25 protein-coding genes and 1 pseudogene are annotated in these 24,216 nt (G+C 52.6%); 8 read left to right on the top strand and 18 right to left on the bottom strand.

All coding sequences use genetic code 11. The features are described from left to right. Window positions 1-24 precede the first annotated feature (24 nt). Window positions 25-1,695 (top strand): annotated as a pseudogene (ligB, locus tag HV340_RS00555) (NAD-dependent DNA ligase LigB). A 68-nt stretch (window positions 1,696-1,763) separates the two neighbouring features. Here ligB and HV340_RS00560 read toward each other — a convergent pair. After that, entirely contained in the window at window positions 1,764-2,381 is a 618-nt protein-coding gene (locus tag HV340_RS00560) for a trimeric intracellular cation channel family protein (RefSeq protein ID WP_020882694.1), read from the bottom strand. Between the two features lie 251 nt (window positions 2,382-2,632). After that, window positions 2,633-3,496: a YicC/YloC family endoribonuclease gene (locus HV340_RS00565; protein WP_020882693.1), complete on the bottom strand. Its 864-nt coding sequence runs from the start codon at window positions 3,494-3,496 to the stop codon at window positions 2,633-2,635. 125 nt (window positions 3,497-3,621) lie between these two features. Here HV340_RS00565 and rph point away from each other — a divergent pair, with 125 nt between their 5' ends. Both rph and pyrE read left to right on the top strand, forming a co-directional pair. Further along, complete coding sequence (gene rph, locus HV340_RS00570) at window positions 3,622-4,338, top strand: ribonuclease PH (RefSeq protein WP_013094888.1); 717 nt, start codon at window positions 3,622-3,624, stop codon at window positions 4,336-4,338. 68 nt (window positions 4,339-4,406) lie between these two features. Next, on the top strand, window positions 4,407-5,048 hold the full coding sequence (gene pyrE, locus HV340_RS00575; RefSeq protein WP_014168048.1) for an orotate phosphoribosyltransferase: 642 nt from the start codon (window positions 4,407-4,409) through the stop codon (window positions 5,046-5,048). 39 nt (window positions 5,049-5,087) lie between these two features. Here pyrE and slmA read toward each other — a convergent pair whose 3' ends face one another. The 3 genes from slmA to coaBC form a co-directional block, all read right to left on the bottom strand. After that, complete coding sequence (gene slmA / locus HV340_RS00580; RefSeq protein WP_020882692.1) at window positions 5,088-5,684, bottom strand: nucleoid occlusion factor SlmA; 597 nt, start codon at window positions 5,682-5,684, stop codon at window positions 5,088-5,090. Window positions 5,685-5,804: 120 nt separating this feature from the next. Further along, a complete protein-coding gene (gene dut / locus HV340_RS00585) occupies window positions 5,805-6,263 on the bottom strand; it encodes a dUTP diphosphatase (RefSeq protein WP_014168052.1) in 459 nt (152 codons plus the stop codon). Continuing rightward, the gene (coaBC, locus tag HV340_RS00590; protein WP_086462925.1) at window positions 6,241-7,452 is read right to left on the bottom strand and encodes a bifunctional phosphopantothenoylcysteine decarboxylase/phosphopantothenate--cysteine ligase CoaBC; all 1,212 of its coding nucleotides are present in this window, start codon (window positions 7,450-7,452) and stop codon (window positions 6,241-6,243) included. Before coaBC ends, dut begins: the two co-directional genes overlap by 23 nt. Window positions 7,453-7,624: 172 nt before the next feature. On the opposite strand from coaBC, the gene radC reads away from it, so the two are divergent. The 4 genes from radC (at window position 7,625) to mutM (ending at window position 9,818) form a co-directional block, all read left to right on the top strand. Next, window positions 7,625-8,290: a DNA repair protein RadC gene (gene radC, locus HV340_RS00595; RefSeq protein ID WP_020882690.1), complete on the top strand. Its 666-nt coding sequence runs from the start codon at window positions 7,625-7,627 to the stop codon at window positions 8,288-8,290. 217 nt (window positions 8,291-8,507) lie between these two features. Further along, window positions 8,508-8,744 (top strand): 50S ribosomal protein L28, encoded by a 237-nt coding sequence (gene rpmB, locus HV340_RS00600; protein ID WP_002436699.1) that lies wholly within the window; start codon window positions 8,508-8,510, stop codon window positions 8,742-8,744. Between the two features lie 22 nt (window positions 8,745-8,766). Further along, window positions 8,767-8,934, top strand: a complete 168-nt coding sequence (rpmG, locus tag HV340_RS00605) for a 50S ribosomal protein L33 (protein ID WP_003024094.1) — start codon at window positions 8,767-8,769, stop codon at window positions 8,932-8,934. A 74-nt stretch (window positions 8,935-9,008) separates the two neighbouring features. Next, window positions 9,009-9,818 carry a bifunctional DNA-formamidopyrimidine glycosylase/DNA-(apurinic or apyrimidinic site) lyase gene (gene mutM, locus HV340_RS00610; protein ID WP_032679319.1) on the top strand — a complete coding sequence of 270 codons (810 nt, stop codon included), beginning with the start codon at window positions 9,009-9,011 and terminating at the stop codon, window positions 9,816-9,818. A 2-nt stretch (window positions 9,819-9,820) separates the two neighbouring features. On the opposite strand, the gene coaD is transcribed toward mutM, so the two are convergent. The 7 genes from coaD to rfaQ all read right to left on the bottom strand — a co-directional run bounded on the left by coaD (window position 9,821) and on the right by rfaQ (window position 16,712). Next, entirely contained in the window at window positions 9,821-10,300 is a 480-nt protein-coding gene (coaD, locus tag HV340_RS00615) for a pantetheine-phosphate adenylyltransferase (protein ID WP_014168056.1), read from the bottom strand. A gap of 3 nt (window positions 10,301-10,303) precedes the next feature. Continuing rightward, window positions 10,304-11,074 (bottom strand): glycosyltransferase family 2 protein, encoded by a 771-nt coding sequence (locus HV340_RS00620; protein WP_059305846.1) that lies wholly within the window; start codon window positions 11,072-11,074, stop codon window positions 10,304-10,306. Beyond that, the gene (gene waaA / locus HV340_RS00625; RefSeq protein WP_014168058.1) at window positions 11,074-12,348 is read right to left on the bottom strand and encodes a lipid IV(A) 3-deoxy-D-manno-octulosonic acid transferase; all 1,275 of its coding nucleotides are present in this window, start codon (window positions 12,346-12,348) and stop codon (window positions 11,074-11,076) included. Before waaA ends, HV340_RS00620 begins: the two co-directional genes overlap by 1 nt. 65 nt (window positions 12,349-12,413) lie before the next feature. After that, window positions 12,414-13,403 carry a glycosyltransferase gene (locus tag HV340_RS00630; RefSeq protein ID WP_020882686.1) on the bottom strand — a complete coding sequence of 330 codons (990 nt, stop codon included), beginning with the start codon at window positions 13,401-13,403 and terminating at the stop codon, window positions 12,414-12,416. Window positions 13,404-13,417: 14 nt separating this feature from the next. Further along, entirely contained in the window at window positions 13,418-14,515 is a 1,098-nt protein-coding gene (locus HV340_RS00635) for a glycosyltransferase (protein WP_032679322.1), read from the bottom strand. A gap of 2 nt (window positions 14,516-14,517) precedes the next feature. Continuing rightward, window positions 14,518-15,645 carry a glycosyltransferase family 4 protein gene (locus HV340_RS00640; RefSeq protein WP_059305847.1) on the bottom strand — a complete coding sequence of 376 codons (1,128 nt, stop codon included), beginning with the start codon at window positions 15,643-15,645 and terminating at the stop codon, window positions 14,518-14,520. After that, window positions 15,645-16,712, bottom strand: a complete 1,068-nt coding sequence (rfaQ, locus tag HV340_RS00645; RefSeq protein ID WP_181216244.1) for a putative lipopolysaccharide heptosyltransferase III — start codon at window positions 16,710-16,712, stop codon at window positions 15,645-15,647. The genes HV340_RS00640 and rfaQ overlap by 1 nt, the downstream gene beginning before the upstream one ends. Before the next feature lie 150 nt (window positions 16,713-16,862). On the opposite strand from rfaQ, the gene HV340_RS00650 reads away from it, so the two are divergent. Then, on the top strand, window positions 16,863-17,816 hold the full coding sequence (locus tag HV340_RS00650; protein ID WP_059305848.1) for a polysaccharide deacetylase family protein: 954 nt from the start codon (window positions 16,863-16,865) through the stop codon (window positions 17,814-17,816). 27 nt (window positions 17,817-17,843) lie between these two features. On the opposite strand, the gene HV340_RS00655 is transcribed toward HV340_RS00650, so the two are convergent. Genes HV340_RS00655 through rfaD form a run of 6 tightly spaced genes read right to left on the bottom strand, consistent with a single transcriptional unit; the run spans window position 17,844 to window position 24,038 of the window. Continuing rightward, entirely contained in the window at window positions 17,844-19,055 is a 1,212-nt protein-coding gene (locus HV340_RS00655; RefSeq protein ID WP_059305849.1) for an O-antigen ligase family protein, read from the bottom strand. After that, window positions 19,043-19,951 carry a glycosyltransferase family 2 protein gene (locus HV340_RS00660; RefSeq protein WP_059305850.1) on the bottom strand — a complete coding sequence of 303 codons (909 nt, stop codon included), beginning with the start codon at window positions 19,949-19,951 and terminating at the stop codon, window positions 19,043-19,045. The genes HV340_RS00655 and HV340_RS00660 overlap by 13 nt, the downstream gene beginning before the upstream one ends. Window positions 19,952-19,956: 5 nt before the next feature. Then, window positions 19,957-21,066 (bottom strand): glycosyltransferase family 9 protein, encoded by a 1,110-nt coding sequence (locus HV340_RS00665; protein ID WP_063925768.1) that lies wholly within the window; start codon window positions 21,064-21,066, stop codon window positions 19,957-19,959. A 3-nt stretch (window positions 21,067-21,069) separates the two neighbouring features. Continuing rightward, window positions 21,070-22,053, bottom strand: a complete 984-nt coding sequence (gene rfaC, locus HV340_RS00670) for a lipopolysaccharide heptosyltransferase RfaC (RefSeq protein ID WP_059305852.1) — start codon at window positions 22,051-22,053, stop codon at window positions 21,070-21,072. Window positions 22,054-22,056: 3 nt separating this feature from the next. Continuing rightward, window positions 22,057-23,103, bottom strand: coding sequence for an ADP-heptose--LPS heptosyltransferase RfaF (rfaF, locus tag HV340_RS00675; protein ID WP_020882677.1), 1,047 nt, complete (start codon window positions 23,101-23,103; stop codon window positions 22,057-22,059). A gap of 2 nt (window positions 23,104-23,105) precedes the next feature. Next, window positions 23,106-24,038: an ADP-glyceromanno-heptose 6-epimerase gene (gene rfaD, locus HV340_RS00680; protein WP_008502707.1), complete on the bottom strand. Its 933-nt coding sequence runs from the start codon at window positions 24,036-24,038 to the stop codon at window positions 23,106-23,108. Window positions 24,039-24,216: the final 178 nt, after the last annotated feature.

Here is a 24,216-nt window from a genome sequence, read left to right on the forward strand (position 1 = left end):
CACCAACGCAAAGGAGGGGTGGCGATGTGGCGATGGATGAGCGGATTAATGCTGTTGTGGTGCGGCTACGGTGCAGCGGTGTGTCCCGTGTGGTCTCAGGCAAAAGCAGAGAAAGAGATTGCGACATTGAGTGCGCAAGTCAAACGCTGGGATGATGCCTACTGGAAGCAGGGCGTGAGCGAGGTGAATGACGACGTCTATGACCAGCTTAATGGCCGTTTAAAGCAGTGGCAGCGCTGCTTCGGCGATATACCTTCTGAGGAGGCCTTACCGGTTCTAACGGGGAGCGTAAGACATCCTGTTGCCCATACGGGAGTGCATAAAGCGGCCAGTTAAGAAGAGCTACGCCAGTGGATGCGTGGTCGTGACACTCTCTGGATGCAGCCAAAAGTCGACGGGGTAGCCGTGACGCTGGTGTATCGCGACGGAAAGTTAACCCAGGCTATCAGTCGTGGTGATGGGCTTAAAGGTGAAGACTGGACTGCACAAGTGTATTTAATTCCCGCAGTGCCCAAAAAAGTGACCGGAGCGCTGGCCAACAGCGTCTTACAGGGGGAGCTTTTTTGGTTACGCGACAACCATCTTCAGCGACAGATGGGGGGAATGAACGCACGGGCAAAAGTGGCGGGCGCGATGATGCGGCAAAAGGACAGTCCGCTTCTGAGCCAGACAGGGATATTTATCTGGGCCTGGCCGGATGGGCCGAAAGTGATGTCGAGTGCGCTGTCTGAGTTATCTCAAGCCGGCTTTTCCCTGACGGCCCGTTATACCCTGCCTGTACAGACTGTTGATGCAGTCGAGAAACAGCGCTCGACGTGGCACAACACGGCATTACCCTTTGCCACGGACGGCATTGTGGTGCGGTCCGCGGATGCTCCTCCCGGCGAAAACTGGTTGCCCGGAGAAGGCAGCTGGGTCGTCGCATGGAAATACCCCCCGGTCGCACAGATCGCCGAAGTAAGAGATATTCATTTTGCCGTGGGGCGCACGGGAAAAATCTCAGTCGTGGCGGCGCTGGTCCCTGTCCTGCTGGATGATAAGCAGGTACAACGGGTCAGTCTTGGGTCCGTTGAACGCTGGCAAAGGCTGGATATTGCGACGGGTGATCAGATACAGGTCAGTCTGGCCGGGCAGGGTATCCCGCGGTTCGATAAGGTGGTCTGGCGGAGGGAAGAGAGACAAAAGCCCACCCCCCCGGCCTCGCATTATCATGCGCAGAGCTGTTTTTACGCCTCGCCGGCGTGTATGGAGCAGTTCTTTGCCCGCCTGACGTGGCTTGGTTCAAAGCACGTGCTGAATATTGAAGGAGTCGGTGAGTCAGGCTGGCGGGCGCTGCATCAGGCGCATCATTTTGAACATATCTTCTCATGGCTGACATTAACGCAGGCGCAGCTGCAGTCTACCCCGGGGTTTTCCGCAGCACGCGGGCAGGCGCTCTGGCATCGCTTTAATCTGGTACGGGAGCGACCCTTTATTCGTTGGATCATGGCATTAGGTGTTCCGCTGACGCAGGCCTCGCTAAACGCTATGGGAGACCTGACGTGGCAGAAAATGCGTGAGCGTAACGCAGCAGACTGGCAGGCACTTCCCGGCACAGGAAAGGAGAAAGCCCGGCAGCTCGTTACGTTTATTCATGATCCTGGCATTGCCGGCCTGGTTGCCTGGCTCGGCAAGCAGGGAGTGCAAGGATTCTGACGTGAGCTTGCTGTCGCTTATCGCGGATAAACGCCGCTATCTTATTGGGGAGAATAGATAGCGGCCAGTCAGTGGGTGTCCTGAGTGTAATGAAACACGGGCAGTCCCAGTTTTAAGCGCAGCGCAAGCAAGCGAGCCGTGAAGCCAAATAACAAGGTGGCGATGACCACGACGTCATGGCTGGAAACATAATGCTGTAAAGCGATATACAGAACGGCTGATGCAAAGGATATCCCGGCGTAGAGCTCTTTTTGAAAGACCAGGGGTATGCGTTTGCAGAACATATCGCGCAGTACGCCGCCAAATACGCCCGTCACGACTGCGGCAATAGTGGCAATCACCGGGCTTTCGCCCATATCCAGCGCAATTTGTGCCCCGATGATGGAGAACACGACCAGGCCCAGAGCATCAAGCACTAAAAACAGACGTCGAAGATGGGGCATTACAGGAGCAAGGATAGTGGTCAGCACTGCGGCGACAGCCACAATGATGATGTACTCGGGGTGCTTAACCCAGCCGAGAGGGTAATGCCCCAGCAGGATATCGCGTACCGATCCGCCTCCCAGCGCGGTGGCGGTAGCAATAATGATGACCCCAAACGTATCCATACGACGGCGTCCGGCAGCGAGTGCACCGGTCATGGCTTCGGCAGTGATCCCGACGAGATAAAGGATATGTAGCAGCATGCGTTCCCCCGATATTGAGGGCAACAGGGTAGCGTTTTGTGCGGTCTGTCACGATTTAGTTTTTCTTGTGTGAGGACATTAGCCTTATTTTTGGTAATGACTGAACGTTGTTTGACTGGGTGTTATGGCGTTAAACATTAATTTTCACATTACAATTATTCATGTTATAGGCGTTTGCCGCCGATAGCCTGTTCCGATAAAAAAATGGCCCCTGAACGGGGCCATGATGAGAAAGCGGCTTGAATAAAGCGTTACTCGATATTCTGGATCTGCTCGCGCATCTGCTCAATCAGCACTTTCAGTTCAATGGCGGAGTTGGTCACTTCAGCATTGATCGACTTAGAGGCCAGGGTGTTCGACTCGCGGTTGAACTCCTGCATCATAAAGTCGAGACGACGCCCTACGGCTTCTTTCTTCTTCAGGATGTTGTAAGTCTCTTTAACGTGCGCTTCCAGACGATCCAGCTCTTCGGCAACGTCAATGCGCTGTGCCATCAGCACAAGCTCTTGTTCCAGTCGGGTATTTTCCAGCTGAACTTCCGCTTCTTCCAGTTTGGCCACCAGGCGCTCACGCTGCCATTGCAGGACCGCAGGCATATGGGTACGGACTTTAGCCACTTCGGTGGTCACACCTTCCAGACGCTGCTCAATCATCGCTTTGAGGGCCTGGCCTTCAGTTTCGCGGGCAATGATAAAGTCATCCAGCGTGCTGTCGAGGGCGCTGAGAATTTCAGCGGCAATCGTGTCCAGATCCTGCTCACCGGCGGCCATGACGCCAGGCCAGCGCAGAATATCGACCGGGTTGATTTCCCCTTCATCGCTTTGCATCTTGACCCAGTTCGCTGCAGTGACGAGCTGTTTCGCCAGTTTTTCGTTGAGGATCAGCTCACCCTGGGCGCTGGCATCAGGCTCAAAACGCAGGTTACATTCCACTTTACCGCGCGTCAGACGAGCACGGATACGCTCGCGCACAACAGGTTCAAGGCTGCGGAACTGCTCCGGCATACGGAAATACGTTTCCAGGTAGCGCTGGTTTACCGAGCGCATTTCCCATGTGGCGCTACCCCAGCTACCCTTGATTTCACGCCGGGCGTAGGCGGTCATACTGCGGATCATAGACATTCCCGTTTTTAAAGGAGAGATGGGGGGATTATAGCTTTCGGGGGCTTCTCAGGATAGGAATAAGCGTCCTTTATCCGTATAATGCGCAGCCACATTCGTTTCAAGCCGGAGATTTCATCATGCGTCCAGCAGGTCGTAGCGCCAATCAGGTGCGTCCCGTCACCCTGACCCGTAACTATACAAAACACGCAGAAGGCTCCGTACTGGTTGAGTTTGGTGACACCAAAGTGCTGTGCACCGCGTCCATCGAAGAGGGCGTTCCACGCTTCCTGAAAGGTCAGGGCCAGGGCTGGATCACTGCGGAATATGGCATGTTGCCGCGTGCAACCCATACCCGTAACGCCCGCGAAGCGGCAAAAGGCAAGCAGGGCGGCCGTACCATGGAAATCCAGCGTCTGATCGCACGTGCGCTGCGCGCCGCCGTTGATCTGAAAACACTGGGTGAATTTACCATTACTCTGGACTGCGACGTCATTCAGGCAGACGGTGGTACGCGTACGGCGTCGATTACCGGTGCATGTGTGGCGCTGGCTGATGCCCTGAATAAGCTGGTTGCAGCCGGTAAGCTGAAAACGAATCCGATGAAAGGGATGGTCGCGGCTGTTTCCGTGGGTATCGTTAACGGTGAAGCGCTTTGCGATCTGGAATACGTCGAAGATTCCGCTGCTGAGACTGACATGAACGTGGTGATGACTGAAGACGGTCGCATCATTGAGGTGCAGGGCACGGCAGAAGGTGAGCCGTTTACCCATGAAGAACTTCTTACCTTGCTGGCGTTGGCCCGAGGGGGAATTGAATCTATCGTAACGACGCAGAAGGCGGCGTTAGAAAATTGATTTTAAAGGCGACTGATGAGTCGCCTTTTTTTTGTTCGTACAAAAGCAAAAGTCGGAGGAGTAAGCCCATGAAATCCTGGCAGCGTGAGTTTATTGAGTTTGCGCTTAACAAGCAGGTCCTGAAATTTGGCGAGTTTACGCTGAAATCCGGGCGTAAGAGCCCCTATTTCTTCAACGCCGGACTGTTTAATACCGGGCGCGATCTGGCATTGTTAGGCCGTTTCTATGCCGAAGCGCTGGTGGACTCCGGCATTGATTTTGACCTGCTGTTTGGCCCGGCCTATAAAGGCATTCCGATTGCCACTACCACCGCGGTTGCGCTGGCGGAACACCACGACCGCGACGTACCGTACTGCTTTAACCGTAAAGAGGCTAAAACCCACGGTGAAGGCGGTAATCTGGTAGGCAGCGCGCTGCAGGGTCGCGTGATGCTGGTGGACGATGTGATCACCGCTGGTACCGCTATTCGCGAATCGATGGAGATTATTCAGGCCAACGGCGCTACGCTTGCTGGCGTGCTGATCTCTTTGGATCGTCAGGAACGCGGGCGTGGCGAAATCTCTGCTATTCAGGAAGTTGAGCGCGATTATGGCTGTAAAGTGACGTCGATCATCACCCTGAAAGACCTGATTGCGTATCTGGAAGAGAAGCCTGAGATGGCGGATCATCTGGCTGCGGTACGTGGGTATCGCGAAGCTTTCGGCGTGTAATATCAAGCCCGGTGGCGTTCTGCTTACCGGGCCTGAAGATTATTGCAGTTGTGCCGCCACTAACGGCCAACGGGCGTCAAAATCGTCCGTTGGACGGTATTTAAACTCGCTGCGAACAAAGCGGGAGAGCATGCCTTCGCAAAACGACAGGATTTGACTTGCCAGCAGCGTTTCATCGGTGCTGTAACCTTCACCCTCACGCATTTTTTTCTCGCGCAGTACCTGGCGCAGTTGTGCTTCAATACGCTCGAAGAGCTGGTTAATACGGCCCTGCAATCGGTCCTGCTCGAACATCAGCGCGTGGCCAGTCAGGATACGGGTTAAGCCCGGATTGCGTTCACCAAAGCCCAGAATGAGCTGCACAATCAGACGCAAACGCGCAGTCGTGTCTTTTTCGTCTTTCAGAATCAGGTTGATGCGAGTGATCAGACTGTCTTCGATAAATTCGATCAGACTGTCAAACATCCGGGTTTTGCTCGGAAAATGACGATACAACGCCGCTTCAGACACGCCCACGGAGGCGGCCAGTTTTGCGGTGGTGATGCGTTGACTACCATCGCTGGATTCAAGCATCAGCGCCAGAGATTGAAGTATTTCTTCGCGACGGTTCCTTTTCGCGGTTTGTTTTTCTGCCATGTTACAAAATACCCCTGAAAATAAGCACTTGCCAGGCTGGCATCCACACAGCGACCGCAAACTGACGTTTGCGGTTTGTTATTGCATTATGGCGCTGTGAGATACGTGTCGGTCGGGCGGTTATTTGCGCCCGGAATGGCCGAAGCCGCCTTCGCCACGGTCGGTGGCGTCAAAGTCTTCCACCAGGTTAAATTCTGCCTGAACCACCGGTACAAAGACCATCTGTGCGATACGCTCGCCCGGTTCAATGGTGAAGCTGTCCTGACCACGGTTCCAGACGGAAACCATCAGTTGACCCTGGTAGTCAGAGTCGATCAGGCCGACCAGGTTACCCAGTACCACTCCATGCTTATGACCCAGACCAGAACGCGGCAGGATCACCGCTGCCAGCGACGGGTCAGCAATGTGGATTGCCAGGCCGGTTGGGATCAGGGTGGTTGCACCCGGAGCCAGCTCTACGGCGTCATCGAGACAGGCGCGCAGGTCAAGACCGGCAGAGCCGGAGGTGGCATAGGTTGGCAGCGCAAATTGCTTACCAACACGCGGGTCCAGAATCTTAACGTCGATTTTTTTCATCATAACGGGTAACGATCTCGTCCAGTAATTGTTGGCCCAGGAGTTCCTTGCGCTCAAGCGGTAAGACTTTATCTCCATCCTGCCAGAAAAGGTGCAGTGCGTTGCTGTCGCTGTTAAATCCTTGCGTGGCCAGCGATACGTCGTTCGCGCAAATCAAATCGAGGTTTTTGCGGGTACGTTTTTGCCGGGCATATTCTTCCACATTATTTGTTTCTGCGGCAAACCCAACAACGTAAGGACGATGGTTTTTCAGGGCGGCGACACCCGCAACAATGTCCGGATTTTTCACCATTTTTAGTGTTAATTCATCGCCTTGCTTTTTAATTTTTGACCCGGAAATGGTTTCGGCACGGTAATCTGCAACAGCCGCACAGCCGATAAAAATCTGCTGGTTCTGCGCATGCGCCTGTACGGCAGCGTCCATCTCCAGGGCGGTGGTGACATCAATACGCTGCACAAATGGCGGTGTCGGTAACGAGACCGGGCCGCTCACCAGCGTGACCTTTGCACCGCGTTTTGCCGCCGCGGCAGCAATGGCAAAGCCCATTTTACCGGAGCTATGGTTGGTAATGTAACGCACCGGGTCCAGCGGCTCGCGCGTTGGACCCGCGGTAATCATGATGTTGAGATGTTGCAGATCGTTGACAGGCGAAAAATGGCCGGCGGCCAGCTCAACGATGGTCAGCGGGTCAAGCATACGACCAGGACCCACATCACCACACGCCTGGCTACCGCTGTCCGGCCCCCAGATGAGCAGGCCGCGTGAGGCCAGCGTCGTCAGATTATGCTGGGTGGCGGCGTTGCGGTACATCTGCTGGTTCATCGCGGGGACGACGGCAACAGGTGCGGGCGTGGCCAGGCAAATGGTCGAGACCAGATCGTTTGCCATGCCGGCTGCTACGCGGGCAATTAAATCTGCTGTGGCGGGGGCAAGGATAACCAGGTCTGCCCATTTTCCCAGCTCAATATGACCCATCGCGGCTTCGGCGGCCGGATCAAGGAGGCTGTCAGAGACGGGGTACCCTGAAACGGCCTGCAGGCTCAGAGGCGTGATAAAGGCTTTGCCGCCTTCCGTTATCGCGACCCGCACATCCGCCCCGCGCTCGCGCAAACGACGCACCAGTTCCGGCGCTTTATAGGCAGCGATACCGCCGCTCACGCCAAGAACGATTTTTTTACCGGCCAGGCTCATCATGATTCTTTCCTGTTGGGTTTCACCAGAGAGCGGGCATTTTATCACAATCCCAAAAAGGGGGTGATTTTGTCCTTCGGCCAGTTTGCGAGGCGTTACGCAGGAATGAAAAGTGGGCGTCGAGCGCCAGGGGTGGCTGTGGCAGCATGATGGCAAACCGAAGGAGACAGGCATGGAAGAGACTGAACTGCTGCTACCGCGTGAAAAAATGCTGCGCTATGGCGTCACGTTGTTAAAGGACGACGAGTTGCTGGCACTCTTTTTACGCACCGGAACGCCCGGCAAAACGGTATTTACGCTGGCAAAAGAGCTCATCGACCATTTTGGTTCGCTGTATGGCTTATTGACGGCGGATCTGACGGAATTTAGGCACGTCGAAGGGATTGGCGTAGCGAAGTTCGCCCAACTGAGGGGGATTGCTGAGCTGGCCCGCCGTTTTTACGACGTCCGTATGGAAGAGGAAGATCCCATACTCACCCCGGATATGACACGCGTATTTCTCCAGAGCCAGCTATCAGATTTGGAGCGCGAGATCTTTATGGTGATCTTTCTTGATAACAGGAACCGGGTACTAAAACATAGCCGTCTTTTTTCCGGAACACTGAGCCACGTTGAGGTTCATCCGCGAGAAATTGTGCGGGAAGCGATAAAAGTGAATGCAGCCGGCGTGATACTCGCGCATAATCACCCCTCTGGCTGTGCAGAACCAAGCAGAGCTGACAAAGAGATGACCGAACGCATTATCAAATGCTGTCAATTCATGGACATTCGTGTGCTCGACCATCTGATAATTGGTCGCGGCGAGTACATTTCTTTTGCAGAACATGGCTGGATTTAGGCTATTTCTCGCGATCCATCGGGATCTTTGTCTGTTCGGGACTTGAGCACACCGCCGAGTCAGCGTATACTACGCCACCTTTGAGAATCTCGGGTTTGGCATTTGGGCCTGGCAATCGAGAGTTCCATAGAACTATGCGATGACCGGGCTGTAAAGCCTGACGAGGCGCCGATACCCCATACGAAGCTCGAGCTAATTTGATTTTTGGAGAATAGACATGTCCCGAGTCTGCCAAGTTACTGGCAAGCGTCCGGTGACCGGTAACAACCGTTCCCACGCACTGAACGCGACTAAACGCCGTTTCCTGCCGAACCTGCACTCTCACCGTTTCTGGGTTGAGAGCGAGAAGCGTTTTGTCACCCTGCGCGTATCTGCTAAAGGTATGCGTGTAATCGATAAGAAAGGCATTGATACAGTTCTGTCCGAACTGCGTGCCCGTGGCGAAAAGTACTAAGTACTTAAAGAGGAAATAAATCATGGCTAAAGGTATTCGCGAGAAAATCAAGCTGGTTTCTTCTGCTGGTACAGGTCACTTCTACACCACCACGAAGAACAAACGTACTAAGCCGGAAAAACTGGAACTGAAAAAATTCGATCCAGTTGTACGCCAGCACGTACTGTACAAAGAAGCTAAAATCAAATAATTTTAGCCTCCTTGTATTGAAAAACCCCGCAACTGCGGGGTTTTTTGCATTCTGCATCTTACTCCGGAGGAACCATGCCTGAATTACCTGAGGTAGAGACCAGCCGCCGCGGTATTGAGCCGCATCTGGTCGGCGCGACTATTCTTCATGCTATCGTTCGCAACGGTCGCCTGCGTTGGCCGGTATCCGATGAAATCCATGCGTTAAGCGATAAACCGATTCTCAGCGTCCAGCGTCGCGCCAAATATCTGCTGCTGGAGCTGCCCGACGGCTGGATTATCATCCATCTCGGTATGTCTGGTAGTCTGCGCATCCTTACCGAAGAACTGCCCGCGGAAAAGCATGACCATGTCGATCTGGTGATGAGCAACGGTAAAGTGCTGCGTTACACCGACCCACGACGCTTTGGCGCATGGCTGTGGACCAAAGAGCTTGAAGGACACAGCGTTCTGGCGCATCTGGGGCCAGAGCCGCTCTCAGAGGCATTTAACGCGGAATACCTGAAAGCGAAGTGTGCAAAGAAGAAAACCCCGATCAAACCGTGGCTGATGGACAATAAGCTGGTGGTGGGAGTAGGGAATATTTATGCCAGCGAATCGCTGTTTGCCGCCGGGATCCATCCCGATCGGCTGGCCTCGTCGCTGTCATCCCAGGAGTGTGAACTGCTGGTCCGGGTGATTAAAGCGGTGCTGTTGCGTTCTATTGAGCAGGGGGGGACCACCCTGAAGGACTTCCTGCAGAGCGACGGTAAACCCGGCTATTTTGCTCAGGAGCTGCAGGTATATGGCCGTAAGGGTGAGCCGTGCAGGGTCTGTGGGACACCGATAATTGCAACGAAGCACGCCCAGCGCGCCACGTTCTATTGCCGTCAGTGCCAGAAATAGGGCTACTTTAATTTTTCCATCAACGCCTGATGGACGTTAGCCGGCAGGAAATGGGTCACGTCACCGTGATGACGCGCCACCTCTTTGACCAGCGAAGAAGAGATAAACGACCACTCTTTTGAGGGCATCAGGAACACGCTCTCCAGCTCTGGCATCAGGTGGCGGTTCATGTGCGCCAGCTGCATTTCGTATTCGAAGTCAGCCACCGCGCGTAACCCGCGGATCAAAATGTTAGCCTGCCGGGCACGGGCGAAGTTGGCCATCAGATCGCTGAATCCCACCACCTCGACGTTTGGCAGATGTGAGATAGCGTCAGTGGCAAGTGCAACGCGCTCATTGAGATCGAACATGGGTTTCTTACTGGGGCTGGCGGCGATCGCCAGAATCACCTTATCAAACATGCATGCCGCACGGGTGATGATGTCAAGATGACCGTTGGTGATGGGATCAAAGGTACCCGGATAAATCGCTTTTGTGCTCATGGCTCACGTTTTCTCTGAGTAGCCGCGGCAAAGCGCCCACAGCTCGGTGTATTTGTTGAAAGTATACTGGGCATTCACCACCGCCAGTAACCACCCCTGTTTACCGTCCAGCACGCCGCCTCGCAGCAGCAGTGTTTTCAGAAATGCCCCCAGCGTGTGGGTAAAAATTCCGGTCAGCGTGGCCTTCTTGCCGCGCAGGTGGCGCTCCTGTGCCCATGCGGTGGCATAGTTAAGCTGTTTGCGCTGGAAGCTGGCGAAATCCCGGCAGGTCAGATGCAGCAGATCGCCTGTCAGAGGAATGACGGGGGCACTGTCGCATGCCAGGGATTCATGGACCAGATTATCGTTGTACTGATATCGCTCACGCTCGTAGAGGCGCATTACGCGGTCTGGATACCAGCCGCTGTGGCGCATAAAACGGCCAAGGAAATAGTTGCGACGTGCAATGCTGTATACCGCGCCAGGCTGAGGTGCTGCCAGCACCGCCTGAATGGCCTGGCGGAGCTCTGGTGTGATGCGCTCGTCAGTGTCCAGCATCAGCACGTAATCGCCAGTAGCATAGCGCTGCGCGCGCTGGCGCTGGATGCCGTAGCCTTGCCAGTCGGTATCGATAAAGACCTTTGCACCCGCGGCACGGGCGTCATCCACCGTGTTGTCCTCGCTGCCGGAGTCGAGAAGGACAATTTCGTCAGCCCAGGCGACGGAGGCCAGGCAGTCCGGAAGCAGGTCGGCGGCGTTTTTGGCGATCATCACGACCGACAGACGCGTTGACATTAGTGGCTCCGCTGAGGCAGATAAGGTTGCAGAAGTTGCAGCAGACGAGTGAGTGCGCCCTGGTTCTGATGCAGCACTTCGACAGCATGGCGACCATACCAGAGGCGGTAATCTTCGTCGGTCAGAAGGGTTGAGACCTCTTTGACCACCGAGTCCGCGTCGGTCACGGTAATTAACCCGTCGGCTTGCTGCAATTTAGCGCAGATATCTTTGAAGTTAAACGTGTGTGGACCCATCAGCACCGGAATGGCGTGTGCGGCCGGCTCAAGCGGATTATGGCCGCCGCGCTCCACAAGGCTGCCGCCGACAAAAGCCAGATCGGCAATGCCGTAAAGCAGCATCAGCTCGCCCATTGTATCGCCAATCACCACCTGAGTGCTGCCGGAGGGGATCTCACCGCTGCTGCGCAGGGTAAAGCTGAAGCCGCCTTTCTGCACCATCTCACGCGCATCTTTAAAACGTTCGGGGTGACGGGGGACCAGAATCAGCAGCAAATCGGGGAATTTTTCCAGCAGCTTACGATGGGCCTGCAGGATAATGGCTTCTTCGCCGTCATGGGTGCTGGTTGCAATCCACACCTGCCGACGCGGTGCCCACTGGCGACGTAGCGTAATCGCACGGGCGGCGAGTTCAGGCGTGACGGAGATATCGAACTTCAGGCTACCCGTCACCGCAAGCTGGTTGCGCTTCAGACCCAGAGCGAGAAAGCGCGCCGCGTCTTCTTCATTCTGCGCGGCAATCAGCGTAATTCGGCTGAGCAGGCGGCGCATAAATTTACCTAATTTGCCGTAACCTTTCGCCGAGCGCTCTGAAAGGCGCGCGTTGGCAATCACCAGCGGAATTTTACGGGCATGCAGGGCGGAAATCATATTTGGCCACAGCTCGGTTTCCATGACGATCACCAGTTTCGGGCGAACGGTATTCAGGAAGCGGTTCATGGCGCAAGGCAGGTCGTAAGGCAAATAGACGTGTTGAACGTCTTTACCGAACGCCGATAATGCGCGTTCAGACCCCGTCGGCGTCATGGTCGTGACCGTGATCGGCAGTGACGGATAGCGGTGACGAAGGGCGCGAACCAGCGGGATCGCCGCCAGCGTTTCGCCCACAGAAACGGAATGCAGCAAAATACCGTCCGGCACGACTTTATTGCGGCAGTAACCATAGCGTTCAGCCCAGCGTTTACGATACGCAGGCGCTTTACGGCTACGAAGCAACAGTCGCAGCCACACCAGTGGCTGGATGATGTAGAGCAGGGCGGTATACAACAATTCCAAGCGATTATCCGTTTTTTAGTTTCGGCGGGGAAATTCTAAGCATTTAAGCCGGGTAAAGCTATCTCTTATGCCAGATACCGTTTTAAACGGAAGTAGCGTCGGCCCAGGCGCCAGCGCAAACGGGGGCTTTTGGCACTTTTCCAGATAAGCCTCCAGATACCCGTGTCGAAGAACTCTTTTATTATCATCGACTTCTTCTGCACATCCTTCATATTGTCGAAGGTATGAATGATCCCAAGCCCCTCTTTGGCGATTTGCCAGTGGCAGGCGGGGATATCTTTCACTTTTTCCGGGTAACGCTGGTTGATGGCATCCAGCATTTGCAGAATTTTCATGTAATGGCGCGCCGAGCGAATCAGCGTGTCATCATTGTCCGGCATATGGGAAACCGATGCGGAGTGAATGTAATAGTCGTAAAAACGTTCACTGGTGTACTGCACGCGGTCAGCTGCGAGCAAGACTTCGGTAGTCCACGGGATATCCTGATGGCGCAGGCCGGGCTCAAAACGAAAACCGTTCTGACGAATAAAGTCGTGGCGATAGATATTCAGCCAGGTCACATGCAGAAACTTGCGTGAGTCGAGCGCTTTTTTTAACCAGGCCGCACCGGTCATGACGCCTGTCGAGGCCAGCTTGTCTTCCGGGAAAATCGGCCGTGAAGGCTTCTTATTGTTTTCCCAGACGTAGTTTCCGTTGCAGGTGGCGACATCCAGATTCTGCGTGACGGCCATATCAAGCAAGCGCTGATACATGCCCGGCTTAAAGACATCATCAATATCCGGGAAAGAGAGATATTGGCCGGTAGCGACGGCCAGACCGGTATTGCGCGCAATGGATACACCCTGATTTTCCTGTTCGATAACCTGCATTTGCGGCAGTTTTTCACGCCAGGTTTCGACTATCTGCATCGAACTGTCCGTGGAGCCATCATTGACGATGATGACTTCCATACTGTCGATCTGTTGATTCGCAAGGCAGGTAAAGAACTGATCCAGGAAAGCTTCGCCGTTATAAACGGCAACCACCACGCTTAATAATGGCGCTGAATTTTGCATAAGAAACCTGATTATTATTGATTGTCTACCAACGCAACATATTGCTGGCAAATGGCATTTATCCCGAACGACGCGATCGTTGCGCTATCAACGACAGGCGGGGAGGTATAGAGATCGGCCAGTGTTTTCGCCAGTGATTCGTCATTCATCTCCGACAGCCCGCGCGCCAGCGTACCCGTGAGGATTTCAGCGGGCCCGCCAGGACAGTTCGTACTGACAGGCGGCGTCTGGCAGATGATGGATTCTACCAGTACGTTACCAAAACCTTCACAGTCAGAACTTAACACTAAAAGCCGTGCGCCTTTAATCCACGGATAAGGGTTGGACTCGAAGGGGCGGAAAATAACCTTGTCTTCGATCCCGAGTTCTTTCGCTAACTGTTTAAGCTGTTGAATTTTGGTGTCAGAACCGTTGCCCATCATCACCAGCGATGCGTCTATTTTGCTCTGCGCATAGGCACGCAGAAGGCGGTCGTGGCGTTTATGTTCATGAAAACGACCCACGTGAATAATGTAATCCTGCCCCTGCATCTCAAAAGGCGCATCCGCCAGACGCTGGATTTCAGGAATATCAAAGGGATTATGGATAACCGCTTTGCGACGAAGGTCGATGGACAGCGTCTCTGAGAGATCTTTCAGCACGGCGGCGGAGACGGCGACAACGTTTCGGTTTTCGTAGGTATGACGAATTTTGTAATGCTTAAACCAGCGTGAAAGGCCGTGGCGATGACGCAGGTAGGAGAATGAGAACATGCCATGCACGCAGAACCAGACCTTATCGCGATCCAGCGCACGACTGTGCGCCACAATACGATCGGTTTTATGCAGGTGCGAGAATATGACGTCGAACTTCCCGCTGCGCTCAGCCTGCTCAATGGCATTGTCCAGCAGTTGCGCCCGGCGCGGGATCTCGGTGAGCTTTCTCCAGGGCTTTTTACACGTATCCTGAATGACCTGATAATCAATGCCTGCCGGGATGGCGTAGTCGCACACCTTTCGCAGGGAGAAAAGGGAGACCTGATGCCCCATTTCTATCAATCCGCTGGAGAGGGTGAGAACCGTTTTTTCGGCTCCTCCACCGGGCAAACCATCAATAATCATTAGGATGCGCATTTTTAATCCAGTAATTTTTGATAAAGCGAAATAAGCTGACTTGATAATTTTTCTGGGGTCGCTTCTTTTACGCGCTCACGCGCTGTCCGCCCCATATCGTTATTCTTATCCAAAGATGGAAGGGTCATGACTGCCTCCTTCAATCTGCTGATATCAAGTGCATCACAGTAAAAGCCATTCTGACCTTGCTCAATAAACTCTGCACCACCGCAACTCACTGAAGTAATGACGGGCAAACCGCAGGCCATCGCTTCAAGAATGACGTTTGGAAAAGGATCATACAGCGTTGGCAGCAGTAATCCATCGGATACCTGGTAAAATGGTAGTGTCTCTTTTTGCATCCCCAGGAAGCGAATTTGCCCCTCACAGCCCAATGAACGGGCGAGGTCACGGTAACGACTTTCTGCTTTATCCTGTCCAACCACAATCAGCCACGCGGGTGTGCCCGCAATAGCGCGGATAGCGCTGGCCAGTCCCTTACGTTCAAAACCTGACCCGACGAAACACAACACCACGGCATCGACAGGCAATCCGAGCTGCTGACGCAGTGCAGCGCGCTGTCCTTCGGTTGCCGGAACGAAGCGGCTGGAATCAATTGAATTATAAATCACATGTATCTTTTTTGCGTCAATATCAAAGTCTTCGATGATTTCGCGTTTGATCATCTCCGCGTTGCAGATAACGGCTTTCAATTCAGGAGCCTGATACATTTCACGTTCGGCGTGCATGACGTAGCGATGGTAGCGATCGTGCATCAGAAGTTGTGCACGCCAGGCAGGCAGAATGCGCGCACGCTGCAGCAGCCAACGCCGGTGCACGCCATCCCCTGCGCGGTAAATATCGCAGCCAGGAATACGCTCGTGGCTCTGCACAATGTCAAACTGCTGCTGTTCCCACAGTGCACGCGCAGCATGTGCAAACCCACGTTCGCGACTGATTCGGCCCCATTTACGTGGGTCGCAAATATGGATATGCCAGTCGTCCTGCTTCTCCCCCTGCCACTCACGCGTGATGACGTTGAGCTCCAGGTTTTGGTTGCTCAGTGCGGTAAGTGCCCGGGAAACGAAGCGTTCCGCCCCGCCATCAGGACGATATTTTTGGCGAACAATCGCCAGACGATGGTGTTTCATTACAGGTATCTCCTGGCGGCGGAGACCACGACATCAACGGGAATGGCGTCGAGATAGCGTTCAGTTGTTTTGGTATCAATGGCGTCCGGGTCGGGAAGTGGGCCAAAATCGCCAGCCCAGATGACTTCACCGTTGACCTGCCATGGCGACCAGAACACCCGTTTTGACGGGCCGAAGAGAGCAATGCACGGCGTCTGAAGCGCGGCGGCCATGTGCATCGGAACGGAATCGACGCCAATAAAGAGGCGCGCATGATCGATAAGTGATGCCAGCTGGCGCAACGTGAGTTGACCGGCCAGTGAGACTACGCCGGTTTTTGGCGCCGCGGCGAGAATGCGGTCTATCATCGCCAGCTCTTTTTTATCCGGGCCTGAGGTGAGAACTACAGTGTGGCCATCCTGCTGGAGTGCCGTGATGGTTTGCGCCATCTTGCCTTCGTCCCAGCATTTAAAGAACCAGCGTGACGTTGGCTGGATCACCACGTAGTTATCAGCCACACCCTGTTGTGTCAGTAGCTGGCGCGCGCGATCCCAGTCCTCTGCGCGGTAGGCCATAGTGACGTCTGGCTGAGCCGGGACGGGCAACGGTGAAAGAATAGAAAGATTTTGCTCAACGGTATGGAGCGACGGGTGATTGGCGACGGAAACCAAATCGGTATGGCAAAAACGCCAGAACGCGTTTTTTCGCTTGTTAAACGCGAACCCGAGGCGTACTGGCGCGCCGGTGAAACGGGTGACAATGGCGCTGCGCCACTGATCGGCAAGGTTAATCACCAGATGATAACGTTGCGCTCTTAAGGCACAGAGTAACTGCCACTCTTTTTGCAGATGTTTCAGGGTGCCGAGCTGCTTCCATTTACGATCTATACCGTAGATGGTGCCGATCGCCGGGTGCGCGGCGAGCATATCGCGTGTCTCTTCATAAAGAAGAACATCGATTTGCGCCGTGGGCCATTTTTGACGTAACGAATGAATGACCGGAGTTGTGAGTAACATGTCGCCATGATGTCGAAGTTTGATAAGTAAAATACGTAAATCAGGCGTGTCGAGTAGGTTAATCATCATCATCTTATCAGCGGTATACTGTCAGCAATTCTAATAGACCTGATGGCGACTTGCACTCTTTCTCCATAATGTCAGGAATTTCCCTGGAAGGGTTTACTCCTGCTTCGCAGAGTGCGTAACATAACCCTCACTCTTACGTCTTACGGACTCATTATGAAAAAACCAGCGTTTATCATCACCATTGATACAGAAGGCGATAATCTCTGGCAAAACCACCGTGTTATCAAAACGGAAAACGCACGTTACCTGGCACGATTTCAGGCGCTATGCGAGCGTTTTGGTTTTAAGCCGGTCTGGCTGACCAACTATGAGATGGCGATCGAACCGGTTTTCATTGAGTTCGCAAAAGATGTGATTGCCCGCGGCCAGGGCGAGGTTGGCATGCATCTTCATGCGTGGAACAGCCCACCTGAACATGACCTCACCGGTGATGACTGGCGCTGGCAACCTTATCTGATTGAGTTTTCAGATGAAATTATGCGCGAGAAAGTGCTTTTTATGACGCACTTACTGGAAGAGACCTTCCAGACCAAAATGCTGAGCCACCGTGCCGGGCGTTGGGCGTTTGATCGTCGCTATGCAAACTTGCTGATAGAGCTGGGTTATCAGGTTGACTGTTCCGTCACCCCACGGGTGAACTGGCGAAATGCCAAAGGGGCGCCGCAGGGTCACGGAGGAACGAATTATCAGCATTTCCCTGACCATGCCTACTTTATCGATACAGAGGATATTTCCCGCCCGGGAAAGAGCCCTCTGCTCGAAGTGCCGATGAGTATTCAGTATAAACACCCGGCCTGGCTGAACACCGTTAAACAGGGCTACGATCGGCTGCGTGGGAAATATCGTTCCCCGTCAGTTAACTGGCTGCGTCCGTCCGGTGGAAATGCGTCTGAGATGATTAAGGTCGCACAACAGTGCTTGTCGCAGGGCAATGATTATGTGGAGTTTATGCTCCATTCTTCAGAATTTATGCCCGGCGGAAGTCCTACGTTCAAAGATGATGCGGCCATTGAAGGGTTGTACCAGGATTTGGAACAGTTGTTTACATGGCTGTCGGACAAGACGGTGGGGATGACGCTGGCGGAGTTTTATCAACACCAGAAATAATAATGCCCGCCAGGCGGGCATTATTTATCATCGTTGTTTTGTCTGAGAGAAAGGTGTACTCAGAGCAAACAGGATCATAAAGAATATCAATGCCTCTGAACTCAACAATATGACGTCTGTCAGGCCATAGAGCAATAATAGAAGCATGGCAGTCAATAGCAGACCATTTTTGTTTCTGATGGCGTAGCCCATCATCGACACGAAGAAAAAGAGCAGTATTGCCAGGCCAGGTATTCCTTGTAAGGAATATTTTTCAATGAATTCATTGTGTAGATGAATTCTAATATACCCTAGTGCTGCAGCAACATTTGGGTGGCCATCTTTAACATAGTTTCTTGACCAAGATTCTCTACTTTCGATCGACTGACCTAATGGATGCTCAAAGCCATTATGGATACCCACTTCCCACATAGAAAAACGAGCGCCCAGAGAAGTAGCATCTTGCCCTTCCTGATATTTTGCTATTTCTATCTCAGTCTGCTTAATTTTAGGTAAAATCAATGGCTTATAGCTAACAATGACTATGCCAGCAACAATGCATAAAAATATTAATAATGATTTGAGATGAATTTTTCTGAATTGATAAAGGGTGAGAAAAATAGCGAGGACGAGATAAAGCCCCATTGCAGCACGAGTAGCTGTTAAAAGAATGACAAAGAATGAAGTTAAAATGACAAAGCCAGCAAAAATATAAATTTTTGTATTATTAAGCAGATAAAGACTATATACAAAGGATAAGGACAATACTGAGTAGACATAGGCGGCTATAGTTGGGCGATTGATTGCCATCTCAACACGGTTTATTCCTTGCGAAGCTTGCACCAGACCGTAACCTGTGGCTAATAAAAACCCTAACCCTGACGCAATCAAAAAATATGTCTTAAACTTTTCATTAGCAATATAATATTTAAAACGGTCGAGATAAAAAACCAAAAAACTTGCCAAGATTAGTTTTTTACAAGAGCCAAGGTAATCACTGTATGCATTCAGCCCTACATTGTGGTACTCATAAACGAGATACCATATTAAATTTAATAAACCTATCAATAAGATAGGGAATGCAATGGTGAAAGGTCGCCATTTAATATTCTTATATTCCAGGGCTAAACCAAGAATACCAGTATATATAGCTATATAGAAAAACTCTCTTTGTTTACCAGAGCTAACCAGCACTAAAGCCAAAGAGATAAGACTTAATATGAGTGTTAGCTGATAAAGTCGTAATTTTATTTTTTCCATAATGCCTCAATAACCCTTTTCTTATAACTAAACCGAATATGAGTGTCCATAAAGAACGAAAGCGAATAAAGCTGGCTCACCCGATCTTTTACCAAACTTAAGTGTGGCGTCGAGAGATACTTTTTATGGTTACTGTATATATCAAACCAGTGACAATTGATGAGATGTTTAAAACTGCGCGGGAAGGTTTCTTCCATGCGAAGCGTGCAATCAACAAGTGAAGAGACTTTACTGGCGTCAAGTTCGCTGGATAAGCTTCCATGACGTTTGATGTAATAATAATGCCCCTGACGCTGATAAAATATTTTATGCGCTTGCATAATCATTCCGGGGAACACAGCGAAATCTTCGTAACAGACCATCGAAGGTATAGGGTTAGCTTTATACAGGTCTTTGTGAATAAATTGGCCGATCAGATGTGCCTGAAAGTCTTTATGTCGCAAAAAACGGGAGATCGCGTCTTGTTGTGAGATTGCCACAGGGTCGAAACCCTGCCAGGTTGAGGTGATCTTTTGAATATCACGAATTTCACGTAAGCGCGTCAGTAGCATATCTGGACGCTGTGCTTGCAGAAAATCCACGGCATCCTGAATGCTGCCCGGTTTTAGCCGGTCATCGCTGTCCAGCATCGTAATATAGTCCCCTGATGCCAGCGTAACAGCACTGTTTCGGACCCGACCCACGTTACGGTAATCCACACATCGCGTTGTTGCATGAGGTAATTTTGGTAACCACGCTTCAATAATATCCTGTGTGCCATCATCTGAGCTGTCATTAAAGATGATGATCTCAACAGCATCGCCTGCACTACCAATCGCATTCTGAAGGCTTTCTAAAGTGGCATGAAGGGTATCTTCGGCATTATGCGCGGCAATAATGATGCTTAGAAAAGCCATAAAAATTAGTTTCCCTGGGCATCAGTGAGAGATGTGATTGTGTTAGCTTTTGGTAATTCGCGAATAAAATCTTTAAGCTCACGTAGTGATTCGTCTGTCACAGCGAAAAGTTCTTCCCGATCTTGGGAGAAATAGTAGCGTGTTTCAAATACATACGAGCAAATATGCGCATCATTCCCAATCAGCAATACCTTACCAAGCGGACGTTGTTCATAATGGCAGCAAGGGCCAAACAGCAACACCACCGGGACGCCCACCGCATCGGCAATGTAGATATTCCCTGAATCTGACGCAATATAACAATCCATTTTGGATATCGCCCACGGCAGTTCTTCGAGCGATATTTTGCCAATGAGGTTGATAAGATTGGGAATTTCACCGTAAGCGCGGATGATGTCATCCATCCACGGCTGTTCGTTCGGTGCGCCAAAAACATAAAACTCGCAGGGCAGGTCGGCAAGGTGATCGACAATACGCTTCCAGATAACCGGGGGAACCGTCTTTGCTTTATTGCCTGCAGAAATGCTGATACCAATTCGGATAACCCCGGGTTTATCGAGAATTTGCGGGTAAACCGCAGGCTTGAACAGCGGCTTTGTGGCGTGCTTGGGTGAGTCCTGCCAGGTGAGCGCGCGATCGGCGAGCTTGAGATAGTTAGTGACGGACAGCGTCTTTTTGCCATGCTCAACGGTACCATCAGCCGTGGCATAAAAAATTCCGTGATACCACCTGCGCGTATAAGTGCTTAAAAATTGTTTGTTTTTTGCATTACAGGCTGAGGCGAAAAAGAGATTCACACTGTTGGGCTGCAGCAGATAGACATTGTCGTAGCGATTCATGATCCGGCAGGCGAAGCAGAGCTTACGCCACAGGTTGCGCTTTTGCTGCTCCACAAAAAAGATCTCTTCGATACTGTCGTCATGCTGAGCCAATGCGTTAACGCTGCGGCTGATCAGCACATCGCTTTTTTGCAGATACGCCAGTAGAGGCGTTGCATTGATAAAGTCACCGATTTTGGCTGTCTGAATGACAAGGTTTCTGCCCGTGTCTTTGCGAAACAGCTTCCGGATGAGTTTCACCGGAAAAAGTAAAATCAGCAGAAATACATAACTCATGGGTTAAATATCCCTGTTAGAAAGCCGATGGCTGCCCTGTAAAAACGAAAAAATCGCATCTGCGGTAATGTCTCTCATCTGCTGCGTCGGACTCACCATTTGATGCTGGTTTTTACCGTATCCACCAATCAGTCCCGGGTCGGTCGGACCGAAAAGGGTGATATTGGGGCGGTCCAGCGCTGCGGTTAAATGGCTTAATCCGGTATCCACGGATACGACGGCGCTGGCGCCTGCCAGTTGCGCGGCAACCTGAGCCAGCGTGAGTTTAGGTAACACTTCCACATTTGAAAAACCCGCGGCCAAACGCTCTGCGCGTTGCCTTTCGTGTTCTGCGCCCCACGGGAGTTTAATATGGATGCCGGTCGGTTGCATTAGCTCAATGAGTCTTCGCCAGTGTGATTCCGGCCAGTGCTTATCATCGCGCGTTGTGGCATGCAGAAAGACCAGATAGGGCGGCGTATGCGTCTTCGCATCGCGCAAAAAATGCTGCGCAATAGCGTAATCACCCTGCGTGTCCGGTTTTGCATAGCCGAGGCTTTTCGCAAACAGCTCGCGGGTGCGCTCCACGGCGTGCTGCTGTTTCGCGATATGGTGGCGGCGATTATAGAACAGGCTCGCCAGCGGCTCGCGGGCGGTTTGCCAGTCCATACCGTGCTTTACGCCGTGCGCCAGACGCGTGACCAGCGCGGCGCTTTTGACCAGACCCTGTGCGTCAATAATGGCATCGTAACGCTGCGCTTGCACCGCATCACGGAAGGCTTGACGTTCAGCCTTAATCGGTGCCGAGAACCACGCTTTACGCCAGCGGCGGATAGCAACCGGGATCACGCGGTCTACTGCTTCATGCCAGGTGGGGATCTGTGCGAAGCCCTCCTCCACCACCCAGTCAAAACGAATGCCGGGAATGGCCTGCATGGCGTCGGTGAGCGACGGCAGAGTATGCAGCACATCGCCCATGGAAGAGGTTTTAACGATCAATACCCGCATCCGTTATCCTTCTTCACTCAACAGCAGCTCGTTGAGCTCTTCAAGGACACGCTCGGGCGTGATGTCGATCAGGCTCTGGTGATAGCCTTCAGCCGCATCGCCTTTTCGCACCTTGTGATAACCGCTGATCAGACGTATGACGCGCGCTTTATGAGAAAGCGGTGGCGTAAAGTCAGGGCTGCTTGGGCCATACAGAGCAACCAGCGGCCGGTTGAGCGCAGCGGCGACGTGCATCAGGCCTGAGTCGTTGGTGACGACGGCTTTACAGGCGGCAAGTAAAACTACCGCCTGTTCCAGCTGGGTTTCCCCTGCCAGATTACGGCACCATGCCTGCTGTTCTGTATTCAGCGAAGCCAGAATTTCGTTACCCGCCTCGTGGTCTTTCGCCGAGCCAAACAACACGACCTGATTACCTTCATCGATCAACTGTTTTGCCAGCTCAGCGTAATGATAATGCGGCCAGCGTTTTGCCGGGCCGAACTCTGCTCCCGGGCAGAAACCGATCATGGGGCGTTCTGATGAAATTCCAAACGCGTTGCAGGTGTGGGATTTCTCACCGTCGTTGACCTGGAGCTGGGGCCAGAGCAGCGGTTGCGGCAGATCTTTTGCGCTGCGCATCACGCCTTTGTCATAGGCCAGCGCGACGTAGCGCTCGACCATAAGTGGCCAGGCGTCTTTATCGAGCACGCGCGCGTCGTTCAGCAGACCGTAGCGCATTTCTCCACGCCAGCCGGTGCGATGGGGGACGCCCGCAAAGAAGGGTACAAGGGCTGATTTAAAGGAGTTAGGCAGGACATAGGCGCGGTCATAGCGCTTTTCGCGCAGGCTATGGCCGAGCTTGCGACGTTCACCAATTTCCAGCGCGCCGTGGCCGAGCGGCATTGGGATCGCCTCGTTAACTTCCGGCATACGCGATAACAACGGACGGCACCAGGCAGGTGCCATCACATCAATTATCGCCTGGGGATAACGCGCCTTGAGCGTGCGATAGAGACTTTGCGACATCATCATGTCGCCCACCCATGACGGGCCGATCACCAGAATTTTCATACTTACGCGTCGCGGTTCAGCCAGGCCATATATTCCGTTACGCCTTCGGCAACGGTCTTGAACGGTTTGTCGTAACCCGCCGCACGCAGGTTGGTCAAATCCGCCTGCGTGAAGGCCTGGTAACGACCTTTCAGTTTGTCCGGGAACGGAATGTATTCAATGCTGCCTTTTTTGTGGTACGCCAGGGTGGCGTCTGCCACGGCCTGGAAGGATTCCGCACGGCCTGTCCCCAGGTTAAAGATACCGGAGACGCCGTTTTCCCAGAACCACAGGTTCACTGCCGCCACGTCGCCTACGTAGACGAAATCACGCTTGAAGCCGTCACTGCCTTCAAACAGTTTCGGGCTTTCGCCATTGTTCAGCTGCGTGTTCAGGTGGAACGCGACGCTCGCCATGCTCCCTTTGTGGCCTTCGCGCGGTCCGTACACGTTGAAGTAACGGAAACCCACAATCTGGGAATTGGCTTCAGGCAGAACCTGACGCACGTATTCATCGAACAGGAATTTGGAGTAGCCATAGACGTTCAGCGGCTGCTCATATTCGCGGGATTCGATGAAGTCTGACGTACGGCCACCGTAGGTTGCTGCAGAAGAGGCGTACAGGAACGGAATTTCACGCTCCAGGCAGTAATGCAGGATCTCTTTGGAGTACTGATAGTTATTGTCCATCATGTACTTGCCATCCCACTCGGTGGTGGAAGAGCATGCACCTTCGTGGAAGATGGCTTCGATCTCGCCGAACTCTTCACCTGCCATAATCTGGATAAGGAAGTCTTCTTTATCCATATAGTCAGCGATGTTCAGATCCACCAGGTTTACAAACTTGGTGCCGTCTTTCAGGTTGTCCACCACCAGAATGTCGGTGATGCCTTTGTCATTGAGGGCCTTAACAATGTTGCTGCCGATAAAGCCCGCGCCGCCGGTAACGATGATCATAACTGTAACCTTTGAAGTGTGGAGTCCGGGGACAATCCCGGACGCTAATGTTCTTATCATATCATTAGTATGGCTGCCCTTCAGCCATTCACCGACATAGCGCAAGGGTACACGTGATTTATGCTGCAAAAACGAGAAGAGATAATGTGTCATCTCGTCATGGCGGCCAGGGTTGGGT

The organism is Enterobacter sp. RHBSTW-00975, assembly GCF_013615235.1.
GTDB classification, from domain to species: domain Bacteria; phylum Pseudomonadota; class Gammaproteobacteria; order Enterobacterales; family Enterobacteriaceae; genus Enterobacter; species Enterobacter ludwigii.

Excerpts from the sequence above, each read along its gene's own strand:
- HV340_RS00560 (WP_020882694.1), bottom strand. The coding sequence starts at position 2,381 with ATGCTGCTACATATCCTTTATCTCGTCGGGATCACTGCCGAAGCCATG.
- HV340_RS00565 (WP_020882693.1), bottom strand. The coding sequence starts at position 3,496 with ATGATCCGCAGTATGACCGCCTACGCCCGGCGTGAAATCAAGGGTAGC.
- rph (WP_013094888.1), top strand. The coding sequence starts at position 3,622 with ATGCGTCCAGCAGGTCGTAGCGCCAATCAGGTGCGTCCCGTCACCCTG.
- pyrE (WP_014168048.1), top strand. The coding sequence starts at position 4,407 with ATGAAATCCTGGCAGCGTGAGTTTATTGAGTTTGCGCTTAACAAGCAG.
- slmA (WP_020882692.1), bottom strand. The coding sequence starts at position 5,684 with ATGGCAGAAAAACAAACCGCGAAAAGGAACCGTCGCGAAGAAATACTT.
- dut (WP_014168052.1), bottom strand. The coding sequence starts at position 6,263 with ATGATGAAAAAAATCGACGTTAAGATTCTGGACCCGCGTGTTGGTAAG.
- coaBC (WP_086462925.1), bottom strand. The coding sequence starts at position 7,452 with ATGAGCCTGGCCGGTAAAAAAATCGTTCTTGGCGTGAGCGGCGGTATC.
- radC (WP_020882690.1), top strand. The coding sequence starts at position 7,625 with ATGGAAGAGACTGAACTGCTGCTACCGCGTGAAAAAATGCTGCGCTAT.
- rpmB (WP_002436699.1), top strand. The coding sequence starts at position 8,508 with ATGTCCCGAGTCTGCCAAGTTACTGGCAAGCGTCCGGTGACCGGTAAC.
- rpmG (WP_003024094.1), top strand. The coding sequence starts at position 8,767 with ATGGCTAAAGGTATTCGCGAGAAAATCAAGCTGGTTTCTTCTGCTGGT.
- mutM (WP_032679319.1), top strand. The coding sequence starts at position 9,009 with ATGCCTGAATTACCTGAGGTAGAGACCAGCCGCCGCGGTATTGAGCCG.
- coaD (WP_014168056.1), bottom strand. The coding sequence starts at position 10,300 with ATGAGCACAAAAGCGATTTATCCGGGTACCTTTGATCCCATCACCAAC.
- HV340_RS00620 (WP_059305846.1), bottom strand. The coding sequence starts at position 11,074 with ATGTCAACGCGTCTGTCGGTCGTGATGATCGCCAAAAACGCCGCCGAC.
- HV340_RS00630 (WP_020882686.1), bottom strand. The coding sequence starts at position 13,403 with ATGCAAAATTCAGCGCCATTATTAAGCGTGGTGGTTGCCGTTTATAAC.
- HV340_RS00635 (WP_032679322.1), bottom strand. The coding sequence starts at position 14,515 with ATGCGCATCCTAATGATTATTGATGGTTTGCCCGGTGGAGGAGCCGAA.
- HV340_RS00640 (WP_059305847.1), bottom strand. The coding sequence starts at position 15,645 with ATGAAACACCATCGTCTGGCGATTGTTCGCCAAAAATATCGTCCTGAT.
- rfaQ (WP_181216244.1), bottom strand. The coding sequence starts at position 16,712 with ATGATGATGATTAACCTACTCGACACGCCTGATTTACGTATTTTACTT.
- HV340_RS00650 (WP_059305848.1), top strand. The coding sequence starts at position 16,863 with ATGAAAAAACCAGCGTTTATCATCACCATTGATACAGAAGGCGATAAT.
- HV340_RS00655 (WP_059305849.1), bottom strand. The coding sequence starts at position 19,055 with ATGGAAAAAATAAAATTACGACTTTATCAGCTAACACTCATATTAAGT.
- HV340_RS00660 (WP_059305850.1), bottom strand. The coding sequence starts at position 19,951 with ATGGCTTTTCTAAGCATCATTATTGCCGCGCATAATGCCGAAGATACC.
- HV340_RS00665 (WP_063925768.1), bottom strand. The coding sequence starts at position 21,066 with ATGAGTTATGTATTTCTGCTGATTTTACTTTTTCCGGTGAAACTCATC.
- rfaC (WP_059305852.1), bottom strand. The coding sequence starts at position 22,053 with ATGCGGGTATTGATCGTTAAAACCTCTTCCATGGGCGATGTGCTGCAT.
- rfaF (WP_020882677.1), bottom strand. The coding sequence starts at position 23,103 with ATGAAAATTCTGGTGATCGGCCCGTCATGGGTGGGCGACATGATGATG.
- rfaD (WP_008502707.1), bottom strand. The coding sequence starts at position 24,038 with ATGATCATCGTTACCGGCGGCGCGGGCTTTATCGGCAGCAACATTGTT.